Here is a 15,762-nt window from a genome sequence, read left to right as displayed (position 1 = left end):
CCTCCTTCAGGAGCTTCAGCGGACAGGCGGCTCGAGCGGAAAGGCCGAGCGGAGGAAGCGGTCGACGACAGCAGCGAACTGAGCCGGCTGCTCGAGATGGGTGGCATGCCCGGCCCCGGGCAGGATCGCGATGTCGCTCTTCGGCAGCCGGTCTGCCATCGCCTGAGCGAGCGCGACGTATTTCGGGTCCTCGGCGCCGGCAATGAGGAGAACGGGCATGGCGAAGGTGACGAGGCAGTCCAGAACCGGCTCCTCAGCGCCGGCGCCCATCCCGCGCAGGCTGAGGGCGAGCCCCTCTGCCGAGCAGGCCAGCCGCTGCTGGCGGAGCCGTGCCCGCACTGCCGGCGGCAGCCGTGCTTGGCTGGCCCACAGCGGCAGCGCTTCCCACTGCTCGACGAAGGCGGCGATGCCGTCGCGCTCCAGCAGACGGGCTCGCTGCTCATCGGCGGCAAGCCGCTCCTGCCGTTCCTGAGCAGAGGCGATCCCCGGGGAGGCGCTTTCGAGGATAAGGGCGCTGACCCGGTGAGGAAACGCGAGCGCAAAGCGGAGCGCGAGACGTCCGCCCATCGAGTAGCCGAGGACCGCCGCGCGCGCAATCCCGAGCGCGTCGAGGAGAGCGGCGAGATCGCGGACGCTCGAAGCCATCGTCGCGCGCTCCGGGTCACGCGGCAGTGTGGTTCGGCCGTGGCCGATGAGGTCGATCGCGATCAGCTGCCGGCCTCGCCACGCCTTCCGGAATGGCCGCCACGTCTCGACGCTGCCCGTGAAGCCGTGGAGCAGCACGAGCGGAGGGCCAGCGCCCCAGCGCGCAACGTGGTAGCGAACTCCCCGGACAGCGACGCTCGTCATGGCGAACGCAGCTCCACGCCGCGAAGCGCTGCCGAGACCGCCGCCATCAAGCGCCGGTGGACGGCGACGTTCTCGTCACGACGAGTGCGGACCTCGAGAACAGTGACCCCCGGCGCTTCGAGCGAGGCGGCTACGAGGCCGCGCAGATGGTCGGCTCCTTCCACGCGGCGGTAGGTCAGCCCGTACAGGTCGGCCGCCGGCGTGAAATCGAGCCCATGCGGGGTGCCGAACAGCTCTTCGAAATGGTCTGCCTGCTCGGCCTGCGGCAAGAAGGAGAAGATGCCGCCCCCGTCATTGTTGATCACGATGATCGTCGCGCTCAGGCGATAGCGCTTGGCGGCGAGCAGGCCGTTGAGATCGTGGTAGAAGGAGAGGTCCCCAAGGACGAGAACGACGGGCTGGCGAAGGGCGGCGACCCCAAGCGCGGTCGAGACCACCCCGTCGATCCCGCTCGCGCCGCGATTGGCGAGCATGCGGACGCGCCGCCCGAGGACCGGGAGAACAGTCTCGGCGTCGCGGATCGGCATGCTGTTGCCGAGCACAAGCGTTGCGCCTGCTGGCAGCGCATGCGCGAGGGCGGCGAACACGGCCGGCTCCGACAGCGCTCGCTCCGCCGCGAGTGCTTCTTCGAAGGCGCGCCGCGCCTCAGTCTCGAGCGCCTGCCAGCGCACCAGCCAGCCGGGGTCTGCCGCACTGGCGCCGACTTGCTCGGCAAGGGCAGCGCACAGCGCGGTGGGGCTCGCCCAGATAATGTCGGTCGCCGTCACGGCAGGGTCGGGCCATCCTCCCGGGTCAATGACAACTTGGCGTGCCGTCGACTGCTCGAGATAGCTCTGCAGCGCCTTTGACACCGGTGTCGCGCCGAAGCGAACGATGCAGTCGGCGGCAAGCGCCTGCGTAACTGCCGGCTCGCGCAGGAACAGGTCGTAGGCGGCGAGCACCGTATCTGCTCCGCACTCGCTGCCGCGCAGCTGCGAGAGCACATCGGCGAGCACGGGCCATCTCAACGCGGCCCCGAGGCGCGCTGCGGCGGCGGGAAAGGCCGGGTCGTCTTGTGGCCCGCAGACGATGACCCCGCGCCGCGCTCTCGCCAGCGAGGCTGCGAGGTCGGCGATGGCGCCGGGAGGGAGGACGCGGTCACCTTCGATGATCGTCGGCGCCGGCGCAGCGGGCGGCAGGCCGGGCGCAGGGAGAAGCGGCTCGCGGACGGGCACGTTGATATGAACCGGGCCGGGGCGATCTCCCTTGGCGAGCGCGACGGCGCGGGCGGCGACCATCCGCGCCTGCCGCGCCGCTCGTGGGCCGGGCTCGGGAAGAAGCAGCTCCTGAAACCACTTGACCTGCCCGCCATACAGCCGCACTTGGTCGATCGTTTGGAGGGCGCCCACTTCGCGCAGCTCGGGAGGCCGGTCGGCGGTGAGCACAAGGAGCGGCGCCCGGCCGTAATACGCTTCGATGACGGCAGGGAAGAAATTGGCGGTCGCTGTTCCTGAGGTCGCGACGACGGCGACGGGATTGCGCTCCGCTTTCGCAAGCCCAAGCGCGAAGAAGGCGGCGGAGCGCTCATCGAGAAGGACCCACGTCCGGATGCGGGGATGGCGCCGGAGCAGCAGCGCGAGCGGCGTTGAGCGCGAGCCCGGGCAGATCACTGCCTCGCGGACGCCCGCAGCGGCGAGGGCGTCGACGAAGGCGCCGATGAAGCTCCGCAGCGTCTCGGCATGGCTCATGGCCCGCTCACCTGCAATGCTTCGCGCATCGGCTGCAGCTTCAACTCTGTCTCCTGCAGTTCCCGCTCGGGATCAGAGCCGGCGACGATCCCGCAGCCGGCGTACAGTCTCGCTTCCTCTCCGGTGACCAGCGCCGACCGGAGGGCGACGACGAACTCCCCGTCCGTCGGCGTGAGCCAACCGAGCGGGGCGGCGAACCAGCCGCGGTCAAACGGTTCGTGCCGGCGGATCGCCGGGAAGGCAGCCGACGGGGGAGCCGCGCCGACGGCAGGAGTAGGATGAAGACGGTCAACCACGGCGAAGATTGTCTCCTCGCCCCGGAGCTGACCGGTGACCGAGGTCTTCAGGTGGTGAAGGTTCGGTAGACTGACGACGGTCGGCTGCGCGGGGATGTCCAATCTGCTGCAAAGCGGGGTAAGCGCCTCGCGCATCGCGGCGACGACGAAGTGGTGCTCTCGTCGCTCCTTCGGGTCCCCAAGCAGGGAGAGCGCGAGACGCGCATCGGTCTCGGCGGTGGCGCCGCGCGGCGCAGAGCCGGCGAGACACATCGTCTGGAGCGTGCTGCCAGTCAAGCGGACCAGTCGCTCGGGCGTTGCGCCGAGGAAGACGCGCTCCCCGCGGGCAACAGCGAATGTGGCGCATCCGGGGTAGGCGGCGCGCAGGCGGTCGAGCGCGGAGAGAACAGGAAACGGCGCCGCGTTGCGGTAGATCACTTCGCGGGCGAGCACCAGCTTCTCGAACGCGCCGCGCGCAATCTCAGCGACGACCTGCTCGACAGCGCGCCGAAAAGAAAGGGCGCCGTCGGAAAGGCAGAAAGCTGCGGGTGCTGCCGGCGCGAGGCGGAGGTCGGCTGCCTCGCCGTCGAGAGCGCGGAGGGGAGAGGCGACGGACCCGCAGTCGACCCGCCATGCGGAGCCGAACTCGACGACGACAGCGACGGCCGGGATAAAGAACCAAGCGCTGCCGAAGGGATCCCAGTGCGGGGCAAGGGGGCGATGAGGGTCGAAGGCGACCCCGCCGACGCAGAGAGGCGCTGCTGGGGCATCGGCGGGGGCGTCGACCTCGCTCGCCTCCACCAGCGCTCGCCACCACGCGTCCGCGCGCTCGAGGCGATCCGGTCCCGCAGCGCGGAAAACAGCCGCCGCGCCGACGCCGGCGAAGGCGCGGCCGGTCGCCGGATGCGCCCAGAAGAAAGCGTCTTCCTGACCGCGCTCGGCAAACAGCGCGAGGGGGTCAGCGCCGGCGAGCCGCGAAACCGTCACCCGAAGGCGGGGCGGGCGGAGAGAGGCGGCAGCTTCGCGGGCGGCAATCGTCATGGCTGCTCCGATGAGCGCTCAGGATCGAGCCCGACCCCGCGCAGGAAAAGGCGGCGCAATGTCCAATACGCCTCGCGCAGCGAAGCGGGGGGCTCGGCGTGCGACCAGGCGGTCACGACCTCGTTCAGGGCGCCGAACCACGCTTGGGCAACAAGGGCGGTATCGATCGGGGCGATTGCGCCGGCGGCGACAGCGTCGTCGAGCTGGTCGCGGATCAGCGAGGTGAATTCGTCATGGAGCGCTCGCAGCCGCTGCCGAATGGGCTGTCCGGCGGCGACCCCCTCGACGAGGAAGAGGCGGGCGAGGTCGCGATGAGAGGCAAAAGCGTCGAGAACAGCCCCCAGCGCGGCCTCGATTTTGGCGACGGGGTCCGGGGCTGCCGCGATCGCCGTCTCAACGCGGGCGCGAAGCTGGGCAGCGGCGCGGTCGAGCAGGAGGAGAAAGAGCCGCTCCTTGCTCGGGAAATGGAAGTAGATCCCGCCCTTGGAGGTGCGCGCTTCGCGGGCGATCTCATCGACACTGGCGAGGTGATACCCTGCCCGGGCGAACACCCGCAGCGCTGCATCGAGAATTCCATCGCGCCGGTCGCGCGCTCGCACCTGATTCATGTTTCACTCTTTTCTAAACCGACTGACAAGTCGGTTGGAGCTATGGTAGCATGCCGGCGCGCGCTTGACAACTGCGCGGCCGCGAACCGCGAAGAAGGGGTGAAGGAACCTGCTATACTTCGTGCTGGAAGGAAGAACGAGAACGTACGAACCAGTGCCCAATCGGGGCGCCGCGAGGACGCCCGACGCGCGGCGCAGAGTGAGAGAAAGGGGAACGCGGGCGTGCTAAGTAAAGAGCGAACGCAGCAGATTATCGAGCAGTTCCGAACGCATCCTACCGATACCGGCTCGCCTGAGGTCCAAGTTGCGCTCCTGACCGAACGGATTAATGCCCTAACCAACCACCTGCGCGAGCACAAGCACGATCACCATTCCCGGCGCGGCTTGCTGATGATGGTCGGCCAGCGCCGCCGGCTGCTGGCGTATCTCGCGCGGGAAGACGTCAACCGCTACCGCGCCCTGATCGCGCGGCTTGGGCTGCGCAAATAACCAAGGTGACGTCGTCTCTCGTGCGGCTGCGCCCCTCTCCCCGTTCAAGCCGCCCGCAGGCGGCTTGGCTGCGGTGACCTGGGCCGTTCTCGCCTGCCCTCCCTTCCTTCACAAGGTTCGAGACGTCTGGCGCGATGCTGCGTCGGGCGGGGAAGTGGAAGATGATTCATCGCGTCGAGCGTGAGATTGGGGGACGGGCCCTCATCCTCGAAGCAGGCCGCTTCGCCGAGCAGGCCAACGGCGCCGTGACAGTCCAGTATGGCGACACTGTCGTTCTGGTCACGGCTGTCATGAGCAAGAGTGCCCGGGAAGGCATCGACTTCTTCCCGCTGACCGTTGACTACGAAGAGCGCCAATATGCTGCGGGTCGAATTCCTGGAAGCTTTCTGCGGCGCGAAGGCCGCCCAAGTCAGGACGCGATCCTTGCGGCGCGCCTAACCGACCGACCGCTTCGTCCCCTTTTCGATAAACGGATGCGCAACGAAGTGCAGATCGTGACGACCGTCTTGTCCGCCGACCGAGAAAATCAGCCGGACATCCTTTCGATCATCGGCGCCTCTGCTGCCCTCAGCATCTCGGATATTCCCTTTGACGGCCCGGTCGGCGGGGTTCGCGTTGGCCTTGTCGACAACATGCTCGTCCTCAACCCGACGAGCAGCGAACTGCTGCGGTCGAAGCTTGACCTCACCGTCGCTGGCACCCGCAACGCCATCCTCATGGTTGAATGCGGCGCGAATGAGGTGCCGGAGCGGGCGATGATCGAGGCGATCCGGTTTGGGCATGATGCCAACCAAGCAGTGATCGAACTGCAGGAGGAGCTGGTACGCGCCTGCGGCAAGCCGAAGATGCAAGTTCCGCTCGCCGAGGAGCCGGCGGGGCTTGCAGAGGACGTGAAGCGGGTGCTCGGAGGACGGCTTGCCGATGCGCTTCATCACGCGGTCAAAGCGGAGCGCGAGGCAGCTACCAACGCCCTGCGGCAGGAAGTGCTCGAAGCGCTCGCTGACCGCTACGAGCCGAAGCTGATTCACGCCGCCTTCGATGCCGCGATCGAGGCGCAGCTCACCCGCGACATCCTCGACCATGGCCGCCGGCCTGACGGCCGCACCACGACGCAAATCCGCCCGATCAGCTGCGAGGTGCGGCTCCTCCCGCGCGTCCACGGGTCGGGGCTCTTCACGCGCGGACAGACGCAGGTGCTCTCAACAGTGACGCTCGGCTCGATCAGCGAACAGCAGGAGATCGAGGGGTTTGGGCTGGAAGATTATCGCCGGTTTATGCACCACTACAACTTCCCGCCCTACTCGACCGGCGAAACGGGCCGGATCGGAGCGCCTCGCCGTCGCGAGATCGGTCACGGCGCCTTGGTGGAGCGGGCTCTTGAAGGGGTCATCCCCGACCAGGAGGAATTCCCCTACACCATCCGAGTGGTGAGCGAGGTACTCAGCTCCAACGGCTCGACATCGATGGCGAGCGTCTGTGCAAGCACTCTCGCCCTCCTCGATGCCGGGGTGCCGATCAAGCGGCCAGTCGCCGGTGTGGCGATGGGCTTGATCATGGGCGAGGAAGGCAAGTACGCCATTCTTACCGATATCCAAGGCGTCGAGGATGCCTTCGGCGACATGGACTTCAAGGTCGCCGGCACCGAGAAGGGCATCACCGCTCTCCAGATGGATATCAAAATCAAAGGCCTCCCGATCGAAGTGATGGAGCGCGCGCTTGCCCAAGCCCGCGACGGACGCCTGTTCATTCTGAACAAGATGCGCGAGACGATCGCTGCGCCGCGCGCAGAAGTGAGCCCCTTTGCTCCTCGCATGATCGTGCTCCAGATCAATCCGGAGAAAATCCGCTACCTGATTGGACCGGGAGGAAGAACGATCCGCGGCCTGATCGACAAGTACAAGGTGAAGATCGACGTCGATGACGACGGCAAAGTCGTCATCAGCTCGACGAATGAGGCGAATGCTGCCGCTGCTATCCGCGAGATTGAGGCGCTGACCCGCGACGTGGTCGTCGGCGATATCTACCACGGCAAGGTAACGCGGCTGGCGAGTTTTGGCGCCTTTGTTGAGATCCTCCCGGGCAAGGAAGGACTAGTCCACATCAGCGAGCTTGCTCCCTATCGGGTGAACAGTGTCGACGAAGTCGTCAAAGAAGGCGACGAGGTCGTGGTGAAGGTGACCGAGATCGACCGCCTCGGGCGGATCAACCTCTCGCGACGGGCAGCGCTGCTTGCAGGCGGGAAAGACGGCCGTCTCGGCTTCGAAGAAGGCGAGACAGTTGACCGGCCGGAGCGACGCCCTGAGCGCGGTCGCGGCGGCACGAGCAGCAGCGCTGGCGGCGCGAGCGGCAGTAAATCTCGGCGCCTCTAATCGCGCTTCTGCCGCGTCGTCTCGGCGAATGACGGCCGCCCCTGCAAGCCGGCAGTTCGCTTGCGCACTGGTGGGGGAAGGTGCCGGGAGCCTCCCGCGCCAGGAAGCCCGCGCGGAGGCAGCGCGTCGACCGAGGGCTGCGGGCCGTCGACGGGAGGCATCGTCAAACGCGACCCGGAACACCGCCGCGCGGGAAAGGGCGTAACGTGTTTCGCAAACTGTTCATTGCGAACCGCGGAGAGATTGCCGTTCGCATCATCCGCGCCTGCCGCGACCTCGGGATCCGCTCGGTAGTCGGCTATTCTGAGGCCGATCGCGACAGCCTCGCAGTTCAGTTGGCCGACGAGTCGATTTGCATCGGTCCGGGGCCGAGCGCGAAGAGCTACCTGAACATCCCGAACATCATCACGGCGGCACTGCTGACCAACTGCGACGCGGTCCACCCCGGCTACGGTTTTCTTTCGGAGAATCCCTACCTTCCTGAGATTTGCGAGCATTGTGGCCTAGTTTTCGTTGGGCCGCCGGCAGAAGCGATCCGCGAGATGGGCGATAAAGCGCGGGCGCGGGCGCGGATGGCGGCAGTCGGCGTACCGACGGTGCCGGGAACAGACCGCCCGCTGCGCAATGTGGCCGAGGCGCGGGACCGTGCTGCTGCGATTGGATATCCGGTCATTCTGAAGGCGGCGCTCGGCGGCGGCGGACGCGGCATGCGCGTTGCCCGCGATGAAGCGGAGCTGATCCACTGCTACCCGCTCGCTGAGGCCGAAGCGGAGACAGCGTTTGGGCGGGCGGACCTTTATCTTGAGAAATATCTCGAGAGCCCCCGCCATGTCGAAGTGCAGGTACTGGCCGATCGTTTCGGGACGACGATCGCGCTTGGCACGCGCGACTGCTCGACCCAGCGGCGGTATCAGAAAATCATTGAAGAAGCGCCGGCGCCGGCGCTTCCTCCGGAAACGCTGCGCGCAATGGCTGACGACGCGGTGCGCGGCGCAGCGGCAATCGGCTATGTCAATGCAGGGACAGTAGAATTTCTCGTCGACCGGGAAGGACGGTACTACTTCATCGAGATGAACACGCGGCTTCAGGTGGAGCATCCGGTCACTGAGGAGCTGACCGGCGTCGACCTCGTGCGGGAACAGCTGCGGATTGCGGCGGGCGAGCGGATCGCGCCGCTCGCGAGCGAAGCCGATGGGCATGTCATCGAGTGCCGGGTCACCGCCGAAGACCCGGAGCGCGATTTCCGCCCCGTCGTCGGGACGGTCACCGCCTATCGCCCGCCGGGCGGCCCGGGGATCCGGGTCGATAGCCATCTGATGGCGGGGTACACTATTCCGCCATACTATGATTCGCTGCTCGCGAAGATCATCGCTCGCGGGCGGACGCGCGACGAGGCGATTGCCCGCTTGGACCGGGCGCTTGCCGAAACGGTGATCGAAGGGGTGGTCACAACGGTGCCGTTCTTACGCCGAGTGCTCGCCAGCCCGGCCTTCCGCAACCGCCATCTGCATACTGAGGTGGTGCAGTCGATCCTCGCGGAGGCGCGATGACCCCGCCGGCTCGCTATCCGGTCGAAGGAACCGTCCGGGTCAGCCCTGCGGTTATCCGGTCTGTCGCCGCGCTGACGGCGATGCAAGTGCCGGGCGTCGTGGCGGTCGGCAAGCGGCGCTCGCCGCCGCGGGGCAAGCCGTTTCCTGCTGGGTATCACGACGGCGTCCGGGCCGAGGTTGAGAACGAGACCGCCTACGTAGATATCGATTTGACCGTGGATGCGAGCGCGAACCTTGTCGAGGTGGGACGCCGGGTTCAGCGCGAGGTCGCCTCGGCGATCGAGACAATGATCGGGCTGCGGGCGCCGGTCGTGAACGTGCGCATTCAAGATGTCGTCTGACCGGCGCGCGCTCACGGCGATGCGCCGGCGAGCCCGCGTCGCTGCCTTCGAGGCGCTCTACGAGTATGACACCGCCGGCCACGATCCGGAGGCTGCATTGCGGCGGCGGCTGGAGAGCGTCGCTGCCCTTCCCGCGGATGACCGCGCCGCTGCCGCGCCGCCGCGGGAGGGAGTGCCGGTCGATACGGCCTATGCGTTCCGTCTCGTGCGCGGCGTGGCGCAGCATCTCCCGGCCATCGACCGCGCCCTCGCCGCGGCCGCGAGCGCTTGGCCCCTCGAGCAGATGGCAAAGGTGGACAAAGCGATCTTGCGTCTTGCAATTTACGAAATCCTCTTTGATAATGGCGTGCCGATCCGAGCGGCGATCAACGAAGCTGTCGAGCTTGCGAAGCTGTATGGCGGCGAGAGTTCTCCGCGGTTCGTCAATGGCGTGTTGGGGACCATCGCCGCCCAAGCATCTCGCGACTAGGGAACGCCTGGAGAACAGAGATGGCTACCGTTTTCGAGCGCATCCGAAGGATCACCGTTGAACAGCTTGGCGTCGATGAGGAGAAGGTGACTCCCAACGCCTCGTTCATCGAAGATCTCAATGCCGACTCGCTGGATCTCGTCGAGCTGATCATGAGCATTGAAGAGGAGTTCAAGAAGGACGGCGTCGAGATCGAGATCTCCGACGAGGATGCGGAGAAGATCCGGACGGTTCAGGACGCGGTCGACTATCTCAAAGACCTCGGTATCGAGGACGACGAAGACGAATAAGCGCTAAGGATAAGGAGCGCCTGCCCGCTCGCCGGGAGGGGGCGGGCTTTTTTTGTCTCCTCCACCGGGTAGAATTGGCGAGGAGCGCCCAGCCCGATGGCGATACTGCACCGCGTCGACGACAACCCCGAGCGCCGCATGACCATTGTGGAGCACCTCGCGGAGCTCCGCACGCGCATTCTCTGGTCTCTCGGCTCCCTAGTCGCAGCGACCGCAGTCGCCGCTCTCCTCGTCAGCCAGATCCTCGACGTGCTGCGCCGGCCCCTCGGCGACTTGCTCGCCGCGCAGACAGCGAACGGCCAGCCGGCGGTTGTCCTGATCACCACCGAGCCGACCGAGGCCTTCGCCGTGTACATCAAGGTCGCCTTGCTGAGCGGCTTGGTCCTCTCCTTCCCGATGCATGTCTACCAGACAGTGATGTTCGTCGCGCCGGGGCTGCTCCCGCATGAGAAGCGGCTTCTCTACACCTTCCTCCCCTTCGCGACCCTCAGCTTCCTTGCGGGCGTCATCTTCGGCTATTTCGTTCTCCTTCCTCCCGCGATCCAGTTTCTCTTGACCTTCGGCGTCGACTATCAGATCGGGCAGCCCTACATTAAAGTGTCGAGCTACATCGACCTCGTGGTCCGCCTGCTGCTCTGGATCGGCTTTTCCTTCGAGACCCCGATCTTCATGCTGATCCTCGGGCGTCTCGGCATCATCCGCTATTCCCAGATCAGCCGCCTTCGCAAGTACGCCATCGTCGGCGCCTGGGTGGTTGCCGCGCTCATCACCCCAACGTTCGACCCCGTAAACCAGACCCTCGTGGCGCTGCCGCTGATGGTGCTGTTCGAAGTCGGCGCTCAGCTCGTCCGCATATTCGGCAGACGTTAACGCTCGGTTTGCGCTTGGCGAACTGCCTCGCGAAGGGGTCGTGGGCTACTTGGTCCCATGCTATCCTCAAAAAGGGCGGTCCAAGGGGGACGACGCCGATGTTGCGATGGCCAGAGTTCTTGACGCGGTTCGGTCCAGCGCGACGGGAGGACGAGCCGCCGGCGGGCGAGCCGAGCGCAGCAACGCTCGACACCTGTCCTTCCTGTGGGGCGAACTTGACAAGCGATATCGAATATCGGCGGCTGCGCGTCTGCGCATCGTGCCGGCACCACTTCGCCCTCTCCGCCCGCGAACGCGTTGATCTGCTGGCCGACCCGAACACCTTCCGCGAGATCAACCGCGGACTGCGCAGCGGCGATCCGCTCGCCTTCTCCGATAAGCTGCCGTATCGAGAGCGGCTGGTTGACGCGCAGCGCCGGACCGGCTTAGCAGAAGCCGTTCTCACCGGCGTCTGCCGGATTGCCGGCCACGCGGTGGTCCTCGGCGCGCTCGACTTCGATTTTCTCGGCGGCTCGATGGGCGCCGCGACGGGCGAAAAAATCGCCCGCGCCTTCGAGCAGGCGACCCGCGAGAAGCTGCCGATCGTTCTCATCGTCACGAGCGGCGGCGCGCGGATGCAGGAAGGCATTCTCTCGCTGATGCAGATGGCCAAGACGGTCGCGGCGGCCAAACGCCACCACAGCGCCGGCTTGCCGTTCATTAGCGTCCTGACCGACCCGACGATGGGCGGGATTTACGCCTCCTTCGCCAGCCTCGGCGACATTACGCTTGCCGAACCGGGAGCGCTGATCGGTTTTGCCGGGCCTCGCGTCATCGAAAGCACCATCGGGCAGCGCTTGCCGCCGGGCGCGCAGCGGCCGGAGTTTCTCCTCCGTCATGGCCAGCTTGACCAGATCGTCGACCGCGCCAAGCTTCGCGGGCTGGTAGCGCAGCTCCTCAACCTTGTTGACTCCCCCTATCGCCTCACGGCGACAGAAGAGGCGGCGCTCTCGACAGTCGCGCCGAGAGCCGGCGAGACGGCCTGGGAGACGGTGCAGCTCGCACGGCATAATCGCCGACCGACCACGCTCGACTACATCCGGCTGATGACGACGGGGTTCGTCGAACTGCACGGCGACCGGGTTTTCGGCGACGATCCTGCGATCGTCGGCGGGCTTGCGGAACTGGCAGGTCAGCCGGTGGTCATCGTCGGACACGAACGGGGCCATCCGGGCGATCCAGTCGACCGCAATGAGGGCCGCGCTCGCCCCGAGGGCTACCGGAAGGCGCGTCGGCTGATGCTGCTTGCCGCCAAGCTCCGGCTGCCGCTGGTCACCCTGATCGATACGCCCGGCGCCTACCCCGGCCTCGAATCCGAAGAGCGCGGGCTGGCCGGGGCGCTCGCTCTCTGTCTCGCCACGATGGTCGAACTGCCCACCCCCATCGTCTCCGCAATCATCGGCGAGGGTGGCAGCGGGGGAGCGCTCGCCCTCGGAGTGGCCGACCGCGTCCTGATGCAGGAGAATGCGATCTATTCGGTGATCGCTCCGGAAGGCGCCGCAGCCATCCTCTATCACGATCCTTCCCGTGCCGAAGAGCTGGCGAGCGCGCTCCGGATTACGGCGCGTGACTGCCGCGCGTTCGGCGTCGTTGATGCGCTCGTCTCCGAGCCGGTTGGGGGCGCCCATCACGACCCGGAAGCGGCTGCTCATCTCCTCAAGAGCGCCCTCGTCCACGAGTTGGTCGAACTGCAGCGCCAGCCGATCGACAAACTGCTGGCGCGTCGCTACAAGAAGTTCCGGACCATGGGCGAGGCGGCATCGTCTCTTCCTCGGAGCGAGAGCGCCCCGCGAGGGGAGTGAGCGCCCCGTTGGCTGTGCCTGTCATCTGCTAGGATCGTCGCGGGAGCGGATGGGGCCCGGTGGTCCTCGCGGTCTTCAAAACCGTTGCCCGGCGGCCCGCGTCGTCGGGGGAGGGTTCGACTCCCTCGCGCTCTCGGTTCTCTCTCCGTTCTTCCCGCAGCCGGCGCTCTCAGGCCGAGCAAGCGGGAGCCCGCACCGCTGATGCCGCAGCCGACGCCGGCCGATGCTGCAGCGCTCGGCCGCCAGCCGACCCGATGCCCTAGCGTGCGCTGCGCTCGTCGGCAGCGGATGCGGGCAGCAAGAGCGGCCGTCGCTCACAAGTAGAGAGACGGTCGCACCTCTCGCCGCGCCGGGGGGCTCCTCGACGCGGTGAGGTTGCAGCAGTGCAGCGTAGCAGGCCAAGCGCGAGAGGGGTGGTCCGGCGCGAGCGCGCTCCGCGGCCGGCAGCGTCCTCGCCTGCTAGCGCTGCTGCGACAGCTGCTTCGCGGCGAAGGCGGCGGCTTGGGAACGCCGCGTCAGGCCAAGCTTGCTCAAGATCGACGAGACGTAGTTTTTCACGGTTTTGTCGGAGAGGATAAGCTCGTTGGCGATCTCTTTATTGGTCTTGCCCTGCGCGATGAGCGGAAGAATGCGGCGCTCCTGTTCCGTCAGCGTCTCGAGCTGACGCTCCTCCGGAGTGCGCTCGCCGGCGGCGACGGCCCGGATCCGCTGCAGCGCGCGCTCGGCGACGCCGGGGTCGAGGAGCGAGCCGCCCGTTGCTACTGTCTCGATCGCGCTTACCAGTTCGCGAGCGCGGGTCTGCTTCAGCAGGTACCCGGACGCTCCCGCCATGAGCGAGGCGAAGACGGCCTCCTCATCGGCGTAGGAGGTGAGCATGAGCACCTTCGTCCCCGGCCGCTCGGCGCGGATCTCGCGGCAGGCTTCGACGCCCGTCCCATCGGGAAGACGAACATCCATCACAATGACATCCGGTTCTGTCCGGAGCGCCTCGCGCACTGCCTCCTGAACGCTGCCCGCCTCGGCGACGACGGCGAGACGCTCCCGCCGTTCGAGGAGCGTCTTCAGGCCTTGGCGGACAACTTCATGGTCGTCAACGATCATGATCCGGATCGGCGCCGTGTTCTCGGTCACGCTCGCACTCCTTGGGCAATCGGTATGGTCACCACGAGTCGGGTCCCCGCTCCCGGGGCGCTCTCGATCTGCAGGGCTCCCCCGACGGCGGCGGCGCGCTCGCGCATATTGCGCAGGCCATTCCCCACCCGGTTCGGCGCGGCAGGGTCGAAACCGCGGCCATCGTCCTCGATCACGATGGTCATCGCATCGTCTCGGCGCGCGAGGCGGATCGCCACCCGCTTCGCGTCGGCATGGCGGGCGATGTTGGAGAGCGCTTCGCGCACCAGTTGCAGCACATGCCAAGGAGCATCGGAGTCGAGCGGAAGCTGCCCTTCTGCCGAGAACTGAATGTCGACCCCCGTTGTGCGCCGATGGCTGGCGACAAGGTCCGCGATCATCTCAGTGAGGCTGCTTGGCTCCAGCATCGAGCGGAGATTGTGAATGTAGCCGCGAATCTCGAGGATTATCGCATTCAGCGCCTCGATCGCTTCGTCAAGCCGAGCGGAAGCAGCCGCCGGGTCGCTTCTGAGCAGGTCCTGTGCATCCTCGAGGACGAGATTGACGCCATAGATCGACTGGATCGTCCCGTCGTGCAGTTCGCGAGCGATGCGGTTCCGCTCTTCGGAGGCGGCGAGGCGCTGTACCTGCTGGTGAAGGCGAGCGTTTTCGATCGCGACCGCGGCGTGAGCGGCGAGCAGGACGATGAGGCGCTCGTCGTCGTCGGTAAACTCGCTGCCGTCGACCTTATCGGCGAGATAGAGGTTGCCGATAACCGTGCTCCCGCTGACGATCGGCACGCCCATCAGCTTCGACATCGGCGGATGATTCGGCGGAAACCCTGTTCGTCGCGGCTCTGCGGCAAGGTTGGGGACCCGGACCGGCTGCCCCTCGCGCAGCATCGTTCCAAGGATGCCATGGTTCCGGGGAAGCGACCCGATCGCGGCGCGCTCGGCTGGCGTCAAGCCGGAGGTGATCAAGTCTGTCAGAAAACCGTCGGGGCCAAGAATGCCGAGAGCAGCGTAGCGCGCGCCCGACAGTTCGCGGACGATGTCGACAATCCGCTGGAGCACGCGCTCCAGTGAAAGCTCCGACGCGATCACGATGCTCGCTTCGTCAAGGGCGGCCAGCTGCCGGTTCTGGGTGATAATCCGCTGCTGCGAAGCGTCGAGCCGCTTCATGATGATGCCGTTGAACGTAACGACCCCGACCCCAGCAATGGCAAGCGTGAGCAGGAGGGAGAGCCAGCCGGGAATCCACGGCGCGATCACGAATCGGTCAGCGGCGATGAGGCCCGCGACAAAGGCGATCGGGAGGACGACAGTAGTCAACTGACGGAACCGCGCGTCCACGCCGCCATCCCCTCCGGCGAAGCAGGTGTTCGCTCGATTGTACGCGGCAGCAGGCGCTTATGCCGAGGGTGTCGGTTCGCGGTTGAGGATCGAGCGCACGGTCACTTGGAGAACAGCGGGCGCGGCGGGGAAAACCGCAACGACGTGCCGATCGCGCGAGGCGAGGCGGGCCACCCACCGCGGCGCTTGGTCCGCGTCGCCCGTCACGATCAGCCATCCCTGCGGCGATGCTCGTCGAATTGAGGCGATCAGAGCATGGTCGTGAGCGGGATCCTGATTGACGATATAGATCGTCAGCGGCGCGCGGCTGTCAAGGCAGCGGGTCACTTGGTGCTCACGGCTCAGCCACCAATCGACACGGTCACCTAATTCGTTCGCCGGAGGAAGCACGGCTATAGTCGTCATCTGCCTCCTCTCGCCCTCTTGAGTGGCAGCGTGTCGGCAATCGATCTCTTTGTGCAGAACCGTACCGAAAGCGAGCGGTTCCTGCTGGTGCCGATGCGACTGGCGCCGATAGGCCAACTGGCCTGTTCTTGGCGCGCAGCGATCCGGCGGCACTGTTTTTCCCGAGCGCCAGTGGT

At 66.6% G+C, this 15,762-nt stretch carries 15 protein-coding genes and 1 tRNA gene; 9 read left to right on the top strand and 7 right to left on the bottom strand.

Annotated features, from left to right (window positions below; genetic code table 11):
• Positions 1-15 precede the first annotated feature (15 nt).
• From menH to NZ773_02690, 4 genes are read right to left on the bottom strand one after another with little or no spacing between them, the layout of a single operon-like run.
• Positions 16-849: a 2-succinyl-6-hydroxy-2,4-cyclohexadiene-1-carboxylate synthase gene (gene menH / locus NZ773_02705; protein ID MCS6800838.1), complete on the bottom strand. Its 834-nt coding sequence runs from the start codon at positions 847-849 to the stop codon at positions 16-18.
• Complete coding sequence (menD, locus tag NZ773_02700) at positions 846-2,576, bottom strand: 2-succinyl-5-enolpyruvyl-6-hydroxy-3-cyclohexene-1-carboxylic-acid synthase (GenBank protein ID MCS6800837.1); 1,731 nt, start codon at positions 2,574-2,576, stop codon at positions 846-848. Before menD ends, menH begins: the two co-directional genes overlap by 4 nt.
• Positions 2,573-3,892: an isochorismate synthase gene (locus NZ773_02695; protein MCS6800836.1), complete on the bottom strand. Its 1,320-nt coding sequence runs from the start codon at positions 3,890-3,892 to the stop codon at positions 2,573-2,575. Before NZ773_02695 ends, menD begins: the two co-directional genes overlap by 4 nt.
• Positions 3,889-4,500 carry a TetR/AcrR family transcriptional regulator gene (locus NZ773_02690; protein ID MCS6800835.1) on the bottom strand — a complete coding sequence of 204 codons (612 nt, stop codon included), beginning with the start codon at positions 4,498-4,500 and terminating at the stop codon, positions 3,889-3,891. The genes NZ773_02695 and NZ773_02690 overlap by 4 nt, the downstream gene beginning before the upstream one ends.
• Positions 4,501-4,722: 222 nt before the next feature.
• Here NZ773_02690 and rpsO point away from each other — a divergent pair, with 222 nt between their 5' ends.
• The 9 genes from rpsO to NZ773_02645 all read left to right on the top strand — a co-directional run bounded on the left by rpsO (position 4,723) and on the right by NZ773_02645 (position 12,855).
• Positions 4,723-4,989: a 30S ribosomal protein S15 gene (gene rpsO / locus NZ773_02685; GenBank protein ID MCS6800834.1), complete on the top strand. Its 267-nt coding sequence runs from the start codon at positions 4,723-4,725 to the stop codon at positions 4,987-4,989.
• 161 nt (positions 4,990-5,150) lie between these two features.
• The gene (locus NZ773_02680; GenBank protein MCS6800833.1) at positions 5,151-7,358 is read left to right on the top strand and encodes a polyribonucleotide nucleotidyltransferase; all 2,208 of its coding nucleotides are present in this window, start codon (positions 5,151-5,153) and stop codon (positions 7,356-7,358) included.
• Positions 7,359-7,564: 206 nt separating this feature from the next.
• Positions 7,565-8,908: an acetyl-CoA carboxylase biotin carboxylase subunit gene (gene accC, locus NZ773_02675; protein ID MCS6800832.1), complete on the top strand. Its 1,344-nt coding sequence runs from the start codon at positions 7,565-7,567 to the stop codon at positions 8,906-8,908.
• Positions 8,905-9,249 (top strand): Asp23/Gls24 family envelope stress response protein, encoded by a 345-nt coding sequence (locus tag NZ773_02670; protein ID MCS6800831.1) that lies wholly within the window; start codon positions 8,905-8,907, stop codon positions 9,247-9,249. Before accC ends, NZ773_02670 begins: the two co-directional genes overlap by 4 nt.
• Positions 9,239-9,718 carry a transcription antitermination factor NusB gene (nusB, locus tag NZ773_02665; protein ID MCS6800830.1) on the top strand — a complete coding sequence of 160 codons (480 nt, stop codon included), beginning with the start codon at positions 9,239-9,241 and terminating at the stop codon, positions 9,716-9,718. The genes NZ773_02670 and nusB overlap by 11 nt, the downstream gene beginning before the upstream one ends.
• 20 nt (positions 9,719-9,738) lie before the next feature.
• Positions 9,739-10,008 (top strand): acyl carrier protein, encoded by a 270-nt coding sequence (acpP, locus tag NZ773_02660; GenBank protein ID MCS6800829.1) that lies wholly within the window; start codon positions 9,739-9,741, stop codon positions 10,006-10,008.
• A gap of 96 nt (positions 10,009-10,104) precedes the next feature.
• On the top strand, positions 10,105-10,878 hold the full coding sequence (gene tatC / locus NZ773_02655; protein MCS6800828.1) for a twin-arginine translocase subunit TatC: 774 nt from the start codon (positions 10,105-10,107) through the stop codon (positions 10,876-10,878).
• A 98-nt stretch (positions 10,879-10,976) separates the two neighbouring features.
• Positions 10,977-12,719, top strand: coding sequence for an acetyl-CoA carboxylase carboxyl transferase subunit alpha (gene accA / locus NZ773_02650; GenBank protein MCS6800827.1), 1,743 nt, complete (start codon positions 10,977-10,979; stop codon positions 12,717-12,719).
• Between the two features lie 41 nt (positions 12,720-12,760).
• Positions 12,761-12,855, top strand: a tRNA-Sec gene (locus NZ773_02645).
• Between the two features lie 323 nt (positions 12,856-13,178).
• Here NZ773_02645 and NZ773_02640 read toward each other — a convergent pair.
• The 3 genes from NZ773_02640 to NZ773_02630 are packed head-to-tail and all read right to left on the bottom strand — an operon-like array spanning position 13,179 to position 15,586.
• Positions 13,179-13,850, bottom strand: coding sequence for a response regulator transcription factor (locus tag NZ773_02640; GenBank protein MCS6800826.1), 672 nt, complete (start codon positions 13,848-13,850; stop codon positions 13,179-13,181).
• Positions 13,847-15,181, bottom strand: coding sequence for a GAF domain-containing sensor histidine kinase (locus NZ773_02635; protein ID MCS6800825.1), 1,335 nt, complete (start codon positions 15,179-15,181; stop codon positions 13,847-13,849). The genes NZ773_02640 and NZ773_02635 overlap by 4 nt, the downstream gene beginning before the upstream one ends.
• Before the next feature lie 57 nt (positions 15,182-15,238).
• Positions 15,239-15,586, bottom strand: coding sequence for a hypothetical protein (locus tag NZ773_02630; GenBank protein ID MCS6800824.1), 348 nt, complete (start codon positions 15,584-15,586; stop codon positions 15,239-15,241).
• Positions 15,587-15,762 lie beyond the last annotated feature (176 nt).

This window comes from Dehalococcoidia bacterium (genome assembly GCA_025054935.1).
Classification (GTDB): domain Bacteria; phylum Chloroflexota; class Dehalococcoidia; order SpSt-223; family SpSt-223; genus JANWZD01.
The sequence above is the reverse complement of the archived record's forward strand: the minus strand, read 5'-3'. Positions and strand labels throughout refer to the sequence as shown.

What these genes read in the sequence shown, in the direction of transcription:
- menH (MCS6800838.1), bottom strand. Translation starts at nt 849, where the DNA reads ATGACGAGCGTCGCTGTCCGGGGAGTTCGCTACCACGTTGCGCGCTGG.
- menD (MCS6800837.1), bottom strand. Translation starts at nt 2,576, where the DNA reads ATGAGCCATGCCGAGACGCTGCGGAGCTTCATCGGCGCCTTCGTCGAC.
- NZ773_02695 (MCS6800836.1), bottom strand. Translation starts at nt 3,892, where the DNA reads ATGACGATTGCCGCCCGCGAAGCTGCCGCCTCTCTCCGCCCGCCCCGC.
- NZ773_02690 (MCS6800835.1), bottom strand. Translation starts at nt 4,500, where the DNA reads ATGAATCAGGTGCGAGCGCGCGACCGGCGCGATGGAATTCTCGATGCA.
- NZ773_02680 (MCS6800833.1), top strand. Translation starts at nt 5,151, where the DNA reads ATGATTCATCGCGTCGAGCGTGAGATTGGGGGACGGGCCCTCATCCTC.
- NZ773_02670 (MCS6800831.1), top strand. Translation starts at nt 8,905, where the DNA reads ATGACCCCGCCGGCTCGCTATCCGGTCGAAGGAACCGTCCGGGTCAGC.
- nusB (MCS6800830.1), top strand. Translation starts at nt 9,239, where the DNA reads ATGTCGTCTGACCGGCGCGCGCTCACGGCGATGCGCCGGCGAGCCCGC.
- acpP (MCS6800829.1), top strand. Translation starts at nt 9,739, where the DNA reads ATGGCTACCGTTTTCGAGCGCATCCGAAGGATCACCGTTGAACAGCTT.
- tatC (MCS6800828.1), top strand. Translation starts at nt 10,105, where the DNA reads ATGGCGATACTGCACCGCGTCGACGACAACCCCGAGCGCCGCATGACC.
- accA (MCS6800827.1), top strand. Translation starts at nt 10,977, where the DNA reads ATGTTGCGATGGCCAGAGTTCTTGACGCGGTTCGGTCCAGCGCGACGG.
- NZ773_02630 (MCS6800824.1), bottom strand. Translation starts at nt 15,586, where the DNA reads ATGACGACTATAGCCGTGCTTCCTCCGGCGAACGAATTAGGTGACCGT.